9 protein-coding genes are annotated in these 7,228 nt (G+C 63.2%); 5 read left to right on the forward strand and 4 right to left on the reverse strand.

Going from position 1 to position 7,228, the window contains the following annotated elements; all coding sequences use genetic code 11:
• Positions 1-521: polysaccharide deacetylase family protein (locus tag EN780_RS23175; RefSeq protein WP_128275427.1), on the forward strand; the 521-nt coding region annotated here is incomplete at its 5' end.
• A 47-nt stretch (positions 522-568) separates the two neighbouring features.
• Here EN780_RS23175 and EN780_RS23180 read toward each other — a convergent pair.
• Together EN780_RS23180 and EN780_RS23185 are read right to left on the reverse strand one after the other, a co-directional pair.
• On the reverse strand, positions 569-958 hold the full coding sequence (locus tag EN780_RS23180; RefSeq protein ID WP_128275428.1) for a DUF427 domain-containing protein: 390 nt from the start codon (positions 956-958) through the stop codon (positions 569-571).
• A gap of 120 nt (positions 959-1,078) precedes the next feature.
• Positions 1,079-1,450 carry a hypothetical protein gene (locus EN780_RS23185; protein WP_127284015.1) on the reverse strand — a complete coding sequence of 124 codons (372 nt, stop codon included), beginning with the start codon at positions 1,448-1,450 and terminating at the stop codon, positions 1,079-1,081.
• 190 nt (positions 1,451-1,640) lie between these two features.
• On the opposite strand from EN780_RS23185, the gene EN780_RS23190 reads away from it, so the two are divergent.
• Both EN780_RS23190 and EN780_RS23195 read left to right on the forward strand, forming a co-directional pair.
• Positions 1,641-3,269: a fatty-acid--CoA ligase gene (locus EN780_RS23190; RefSeq protein ID WP_127310384.1), complete on the forward strand. Its 1,629-nt coding sequence runs from the start codon at positions 1,641-1,643 to the stop codon at positions 3,267-3,269.
• Positions 3,270-3,342: 73 nt separating this feature from the next.
• On the forward strand, positions 3,343-4,128 hold the full coding sequence (locus EN780_RS23195) for a DUF1499 domain-containing protein (protein WP_128275429.1): 786 nt from the start codon (positions 3,343-3,345) through the stop codon (positions 4,126-4,128).
• A 3-nt stretch (positions 4,129-4,131) separates the two neighbouring features.
• Here the strand turns inward: EN780_RS23195 and EN780_RS23200 are convergent, their stop codons facing one another.
• Positions 4,132-5,040 carry an MBL fold metallo-hydrolase gene (locus EN780_RS23200; RefSeq protein ID WP_128275430.1) on the reverse strand — a complete coding sequence of 303 codons (909 nt, stop codon included), beginning with the start codon at positions 5,038-5,040 and terminating at the stop codon, positions 4,132-4,134.
• A 115-nt stretch (positions 5,041-5,155) separates the two neighbouring features.
• Here EN780_RS23200 and EN780_RS23205 point away from each other — a divergent pair, with 115 nt between their 5' ends.
• Together EN780_RS23205 and EN780_RS23210 are read left to right on the forward strand one after the other, a co-directional pair.
• Positions 5,156-5,749 carry a biotin transporter BioY gene (locus EN780_RS23205; protein WP_127310386.1) on the forward strand — a complete coding sequence of 198 codons (594 nt, stop codon included), beginning with the start codon at positions 5,156-5,158 and terminating at the stop codon, positions 5,747-5,749.
• A gap of 399 nt (positions 5,750-6,148) precedes the next feature.
• Positions 6,149-6,484 carry an excisionase gene (locus EN780_RS23210; protein ID WP_128275431.1) on the forward strand — a complete coding sequence of 112 codons (336 nt, stop codon included), beginning with the start codon at positions 6,149-6,151 and terminating at the stop codon, positions 6,482-6,484.
• A 234-nt stretch (positions 6,485-6,718) separates the two neighbouring features.
• Here the strand turns inward: EN780_RS23210 and EN780_RS38905 are convergent.
• Positions 6,719-7,228, reverse strand: a 510-nt coding sequence (locus tag EN780_RS38905) for a hypothetical protein (RefSeq protein WP_210215046.1), incomplete at its 5' end; no start/stop codon positions are given.

Here is a 7,228-nt window from a genome sequence, read left to right on the forward strand (position 1 = left end):
CCGGCATCTGGCTGAAGCGCAACGCCGCCGCCGTCGAGATCATGCGCGCCCATCCGGATCTATTCGAGCTGGAGAATCATGGCGGCCGCCATATCCCGGCGGTCGACACGCCGCGCAAGATCTATGGCATCCGCAGTGCCGGTAGCCCGGAAGCGGTGCTGACCGAGGTCGAATCGGGTGCCGCGGCACTCGCAGGCACCGGCGAGCCGGCGCCGAAATGGTTTCGTGGCGCCACCGCCGAATACAGCCCGTCGGCCATCGCCACGATCCGCAAGCTCGGCTTCAAGGTCGCGGGCTTCTCGATCAACGGCGATGGCGGCTCGCTTCTGGGGGCCAGGGAAACCGCCCGGCGCATCGCCGCCGCCAAGGATGGCGACGTCATCATCGCCCACATCAACCAGCCGACCCATGCCGCCGGCGAAGGCGTGGTCCAGGGCCTGCTGGCGCTGAAGGCAAAAGGTCTGACCTTGGTGCGGCTCGACGATGCCGACGGCGTTGGCAACGACGGCACCACCGACTGATCGGTCAGGCCACGCTTTGGCCTCGTCCCGTCCGGCAAGGCAGCATGTCAGTCCGGCGTGGCCTCGATCGTCACCTTGCTCGGATAGAAGGCACCGTGATTGCGGATCTCCGTCATCTCGTCGAAGGGCCGCTCATAGGCCCACATCGCATCCTTGCCGGTATCGCTGGCCGGCAGCGCGCTCCAATAGCTGGCATCGCCCTTATAAGGGCAGTGCGTCGAGTGACCGGTCTTGGCCAACTGGCTGAAATCGATGTCGTCGAAGGGAATGTAGAAGACCGCAGGATAGGGCGGCTCCGACAGGAGCTTTGCCCTTGTCGAGGAAGCGATGACCGTTTCGCCGGCGCGCACGGTGACGGTGCCGCGAAAGGACTCGACGGTGATGACTTTGTCGGGATTGCGCTGGAAGCCGGGGGCGGGGTTGGCGATCTGGTCCATTGGCGGGCTGTCCTTGTCCGGTTGAGAGGTCGCCCGCAATAGGTGTGTCGTGCAGGCAGCCAGCGCAAGCCCAAACGAAATCACGCCGGGGCGGTTCAGGGCGAGCCGTCGAGAGAACCGTCAGGCAGCCGTCTGGAACACGTCCATCAGCCCGGCATAGGCGGCGGCGATGCCGGCCACCGGATTGGTGCTCCTCGATGCGGTCTCGACCTTCAGCGCGCCGCCGACGGCCGGCAGGGTGAGCAGCAGGAATTGTCGATTGCCGCCGTCTCCGACACAGGCAGCCGCGACGTGCTGGTCCTCGCCGTCGTTCTGGACGCACATCTTGAACAGTAGCGTGCCGCCGACCGCCTCCAGGGCGCCGCCCACAACCTCGACGAATTCATCTTCGGAGACCGTCCTGGTGTCCGGCGCCAGATCGGCCAGACTTTCGGCAAGCGAGTTTTCGAGTTCCAGGTCTTCCGGCGCCTTGTCGTCGAGCTGCGTATCCATGCGAACCTCTTTCATTCGCCAATCGCGCACCCAGCCCATTAACGAAACTTAACGCGGACGATGGCCGGATTGTGGCGGTTTGCGCAGGGTCTTCAAGGAATGCAACGCTTTCAGCGCTTACGGCTGGACAATCCGCCGGTTCGTCCCACAATGCCGCAAAAAGGATCGCCAAAGCGCAGGGGAGGAACAAATGCTTGGACTGATGCAGGAATGGCCGCTGCTTTGCCACAAGCTGATCGACAATGCCGAGCGGCAGCATGGCGGACGCGAGATCGTATCGCGCTCGATCGAGGGACCGATCGTGCGCACCACCTATGCCGAGATCCATCATCGGGCGTTGAAGGTCGCGCAGCGGCTGGAGCGCGACGGCTTCAGGCTCGGCGACCGCATCGCCACGCTTGCCTGGAACACGGCGCGCCACATCGAGGCCTGGTACGGCATCATGGGCATCGGCGCGGTCTATCACACGCTCAATCCGCGCCTCTTTCCCGAACAGATCGCCTGGATCATGAGCAACGCCGAGGACAAGGCGATCTTCGTCGACCTGACCTTCGTGCCGGTCCTGGAAAAGATCGTCGGCGCGGTCAAATCGCTGAACAAGATCATCGTGCTGACCGACCAGGCGCATATGCCTCAGACGGCGCTGCCGAACGCGGTTGCCTACGAGGAGTGGCTCGCCGAAGCCGATGGCGCCTTCGCCTGGAAGACGTTCGACGAGAACACCGCCGCCGGCATGTGCTACACCTCGGGCACGACGGGCGATCCCAAGGGCGTGCTGTACAGCCACCGTTCCAACGTGCTGCACGCCATGATCGCGGCCATGCCCGACGCCATGGGCATTTCGGCCCGCGACGTCATCCTTCCGGTCGTGCCGATGTTCCATGCCAATGCCTGGGGCCTTGGCCAGAGCGCGCCGATGATCGGCGCCAAGCTGGTGATGCCGGGCTGCAAGATGGACGGTGCCTCGATCTATGAGCTGCTCGATACCGAGAAGGTCACCTTCAGCGCCGCCGTGCCGACGGTTTGGATGATGCTGCTGCAATATCTGGAGGAGACCGGCAGGAAACTTCCCCATCTGCAGAAGGTCGTCATCGGCGGCTCGTCCTGTCCGCGCGCCATAACCCAGAAATTCCAGGACAATTACGATGTCCATGTCATCCATGCCTGGGGCATGACCGAAATGTCGCCGCTCGGCACGCTTTGCACCATGAAGCCGGAATATGCCGGGCTGGAGGGCGAGGCGCGGCTCGATATCCAGGGCAAGCAGGGCTATCCGCCCTTCGGCGTCGAGATGAAGGTGACCGACGACGAGAACAATGCGATGCCCTGGGACGGCAAGACCTTCGGGCGGCTGAAGGTGCGCGGACCGGCCATCGCGCGCGCCTATTATGGCGGTGTCGGTTCTGAACAGTTCGACGCCGAGGGCTGGTTCGACACCGGCGACGTCGCCCATATCGATCCCGGCGGCTACATGCAGATCACCGACCGCGCCAAGGACGTCATCAAGTCGGGCGGCGAATGGATCTCGACCATCGATCTGGAGAACCTCGCCGTCGGTCACCCCGATGTCGCCGAGGCGGCGGCAATAGGCGTTCCGCATTCGAAATGGGGCGAGCGGCCGCTGCTGGTCGTTGTGCGCAAGCCGGGCAAGGAGCCGAGCAAGGCCGACATCCTGACCTTCATGAGCGGCAAGGTGGCCAAATGGTGGATGCCCGACGACGTCGCCTTCGTCGGCGAAATTCCCCACACCGCCACCGGCAAGATCCAGAAAATCACCTTGCGTGAGCAGTTCAGGGATTATCGCTTGCCAACGGATTGACGGGATGGGCGTTTTTGAGGCTTCTGGCAGCCGTCAAAGGCTCTAAATATCGTTCGGGTTGGTGCGGCGGATCATGGTTGTTATTGCTGAACGGCAGACGTCGAGTGCCGCCGGCTGGTCGCGGCGGACAGCGGCTTTTTCGCTGGTCCTGCTCTTGACAGTGCTTGTCGGCCATCAGTTCGACCTCGTCGAAACGCCTGTATTCCTGTGGGTGCTGGCGATCGTTGCGCTGCTTGCCGCCTTCGCCCTGCTGTTTGCCGGCTTCGCCCTGTCGAGGCTCTGGAATTTCGGCGATCGCGGCGGGCGCGACCTCTCGGTCGGCGCGCTGCTGGCGCTTCTGGTGCTTGCCCCCTTCGGCGTCGCCGCCTACTGGGCGACGACCTCGCCGCCGCTGAGGGACATTTCGACCGATCTCGACGATCCGCCGGTGCTCGACACATCGGACCGGACGGCGGACATGAACGTGCTGTCGCCGCCCACGCCTGGCGAGCAGCGGCTGCAGGGCGATGCCTATCCGTTGGTCACCGGCCGCAGCTACAATCTGCCGTTCGAAACCGTGGTCGACGCGGTCGAAACCGTTCTCGACCGCCGCGACTGGCAGTTACAGGGGCCGTATCCCGAAACCGACGGGCAAAGCGAGGTGACGATCAACGCACTGGCCAGGAGTTTCGTGCTCGGCTTGCCCGCCGATGTCGCGATCCGCATCGCCGATGACGGCGACACGGTCGTGGTCGACATGCGCTCGGCCTCTCGCTACGGCCGCTACGACCTCGGCGACAACGCCGGCCGCATCGTCGAGTTTCTTGGCGAACTCGACCAGGAGGTCGCCGGCCAGGTCGGGCCCGCGCCGGCCGAATGATGGTCATGCCGCCGGCGTGAAAATGCCGTCGATGGCCGCGTCGCCGTCGGTGGCGACGAGGCCGCGCGCCACCAGGTCCTCCAGATGCGCAAGCACCGACAGGCCGGCGGCGCCGTGCAGGCGCGGGTCGGTATCGCGATAGATCGCCGCCACCATCTCCTTGATCGTCCGGTCGCCGCCGCGGATGCGCTCCAGGATCGCCCGCTCGCGCATCTTGCGGTGCGTTTTCAGCCCGCGCATGAAGCTGCGCGGCTTGGTCACCGGCCCGCCATGGCCGGGCAACAGCAGCCGGTCGTCGCGCTCGATCAGCCTGTCGAGCGAACTCATGTAGTCGGCCATGGCGCCGTCCGGCGGCGCGACGATCGAGGTCGCCCAGGCCATGACATGGTCGGCCGAAAAAAGGATGCCCGTCCCTTCGAGCGCGAACGCGGCGTGGTTGGCGGCATGGCCGGGCGTCAGCACCGTCCTGATCGCCCATCCGTCGCCATGGACCAGCGCGCCGTCGGCGAGCGCGACGTCCGGGATGAAACCCATGTCGGCGCTGGCGTCGAGCGGATTGACCTCGCCGATTCGCAGCGGCCGGGCCGGGCGGTGCGGGCCTTCGGCAAGCACGACCGCGCCGGTGCGCTCCTTCAGCCGCGCCGCCAGCGGGGAATGGTCGCGATGGGTATGGCTGACGAGGATATGGCTGACCGGCCTGCCGCCGATAGCTTCGATCAGGGCCTGGAGATGCGCGTCGTCGTCCGGACCCGGATCGATCACCGCCAGCGTTTCGCGGCCTATCACGTAGCTGTTGGTCCCGTGGAAGGTGAAAGGACCGGGATTTCCGGCGGTGACGCGTTGCACGTCCGGGGCGACCGTCACCGCCTGGCCGTAAGCGGGATCGAAGCGTGTGTCGAATTTGAGGGCCATGAGGCGACGCGTAGCTCCGTTCCGTGAGACGGCAAAAGCGATTGCCGCATAACACGGAAGCCAATATAGGAAAAAGCGAAGCCGCATGTCGGCGGCTGTCCGAATGAGGAATACCATGGCACTTGCAGCAACGATGCGTCCGCTTGTTTCTCTGGCACTGCCCAAAAAGGGCGCGGCGCGGCTGGCCACGCAGCTTTTTCTGGCGATCGTCGGGACGCTGCTGCTCACCTTGTCGGCCAAGACCAAGGTTGTGCTCGGCCCGGTCGACATCTCGCTGCAGACGCTGGCCGTACTGCTGATCGCGTCGGCGTTCGGCCTGCGCCTCGGCGTCGCGACGCTGCTTCTCTACATGGCCGAGGGCGCCATGGGCTTCCCGGTCTTCCAGGGCACGCCGGAAAAGGGCATCGGCGTCGCCTATATGCTCGGCTCCACCGGCGGCTATCTGGCCGGCTTCGTCGTCATGGCTGCGATCGTCGGCTGGGCCGCCGACCGTGGTTGGGACCGTCATCCGGTCAAGCTCTTCAATGCCATGCTGGTCGGCGAAGTCGTCATGATGGCCATGGGCTTTGCCTGGCTGGCAATGCTGATCGGCGCCGAAAAATCCTGGCAGTTCGGTGTCGTGCCCTTCATCGTCGGCGACCTGATCAAGGTGGCATTGGCCGCGGCCCTGGTGCCGGCCGTCTGGTCGCTGCTGCCGAAGCAGCCCTGACATATCCAGCCTCGACCCTACCGACATGATAGCTAGCCGGCGGAGATCCCGCCGGCTTTTTTCCACCGAAATTTATGTGAATTAAAGAGTGTTAAACCGGGGTGCGGCTGTTTACGGAGACTATGGCTATCATATTGAAAATAAAAGGACAATATGACTTATGCGCGCTTTTTTGAAGTGACCACCGACAAGTTTTTAGTCTGGTGTCGGACTAGGGCCAAAAGCGATTGCTGTGAGCTGAAAAACGTCTCTCGATCGACAGCGTCGGCTCGCCTATGCAAGATCAAGATCATCACTGAATCAGACTATATGGCGAGAGAGATATCGCGCCAAAGTTTTCCGACTTCGACATCGACGCGCCCTTGCGACTAGACTCTGCTGCCAAGCTTGCTTTTCCGGATGACGGTCAAAGGGCTCCGCAAAGAGCGCGGCCGTGGTCGCCTTACCACAGAAATAATCGCCAACAAGGAATATACGACCGTGACGGCGATCGAGGAAATGCGACGCCTATGTCGCGCCCTAGCAAAGGAGCTCGCCTTGTCTGGCGGGACGAATACCGGAAAAAAAGACGGGTCGCTCATGCAGCGGGCCGCTGGTACATCGAAGATGGCGGAAGGCGATATAGCACTGGCTGCGCTCGATCTGACTTTGCAGAGGCTGAAAAGCAACTCGCGGCCCATATTGCTGCGAAGCACGCGCCAACGCGCCAGCGCCACCGTGACCCGGATCAAGTGATGGCTGTGCTTCCGGGAAGCAGAAATGTCCGGCCCAAGGTGTCGGCGTTCGATCGCGAAATCCTACGAGCCACCTTCCACAAATCGGTCATTGAAGACGGAATTCCCTGAAGTTCGATGGCGGAAATTGCGGCGCAAATGGTCAGCGACTTCACCGGCGCACAGACGATCGGTCCAGACTTGCTGGATTGGATCGTGCGGAAGTAGGCGCACTCAGCGCCACGAGAACAGCGTGTCAGCTCGGTTCCTGTGCGACAGCGCGGATACGCGGACCATCGCCATCGGCAATTTGAGGATGACTGAGCTGAAGACGCGTCGGCGACCATTGTAAAAGCCAGCGCCGAAACCAAGCGTTGGCCCAAACTTCGAAGCCGTAGTGGACGACTAGTCCGCAGGAGGCAGCGAACGAGACCATGAGCACAAGCCCGAGATGCGGCTCGATGATTTCGTCCCAACGCCAGTACCAGATCGGCCATTTTAACAAGCTCCCCTGGAGGACGAGATGCACAAGGTAGATCGCATAGCTCGCGGTACCTAGCATTTGAAACGCGCGGCCACGCATGAAGACCCGACCTTCGACCTCTGCGGCGGCAAGCCCAAACACGAGGCAGAAGGCCCCGGCTCCCCACATGGAAAAAATGACGTTTCGCGACTCACCGACGAAGGCTGTAGTCGAAAGGAATAGTATCGCCAGGGCGACAACGAGATAGGGCAGCCATAGCCGCGTCACGGCGCGGTTCTGGAT

It is taken from the genome of Mesorhizobium sp. M4B.F.Ca.ET.089.01.1.1 (assembly GCF_004022605.1).
GTDB classification, from domain to species: Bacteria; Pseudomonadota; Alphaproteobacteria; order Rhizobiales; family Rhizobiaceae; genus Mesorhizobium; species Mesorhizobium abyssinicae.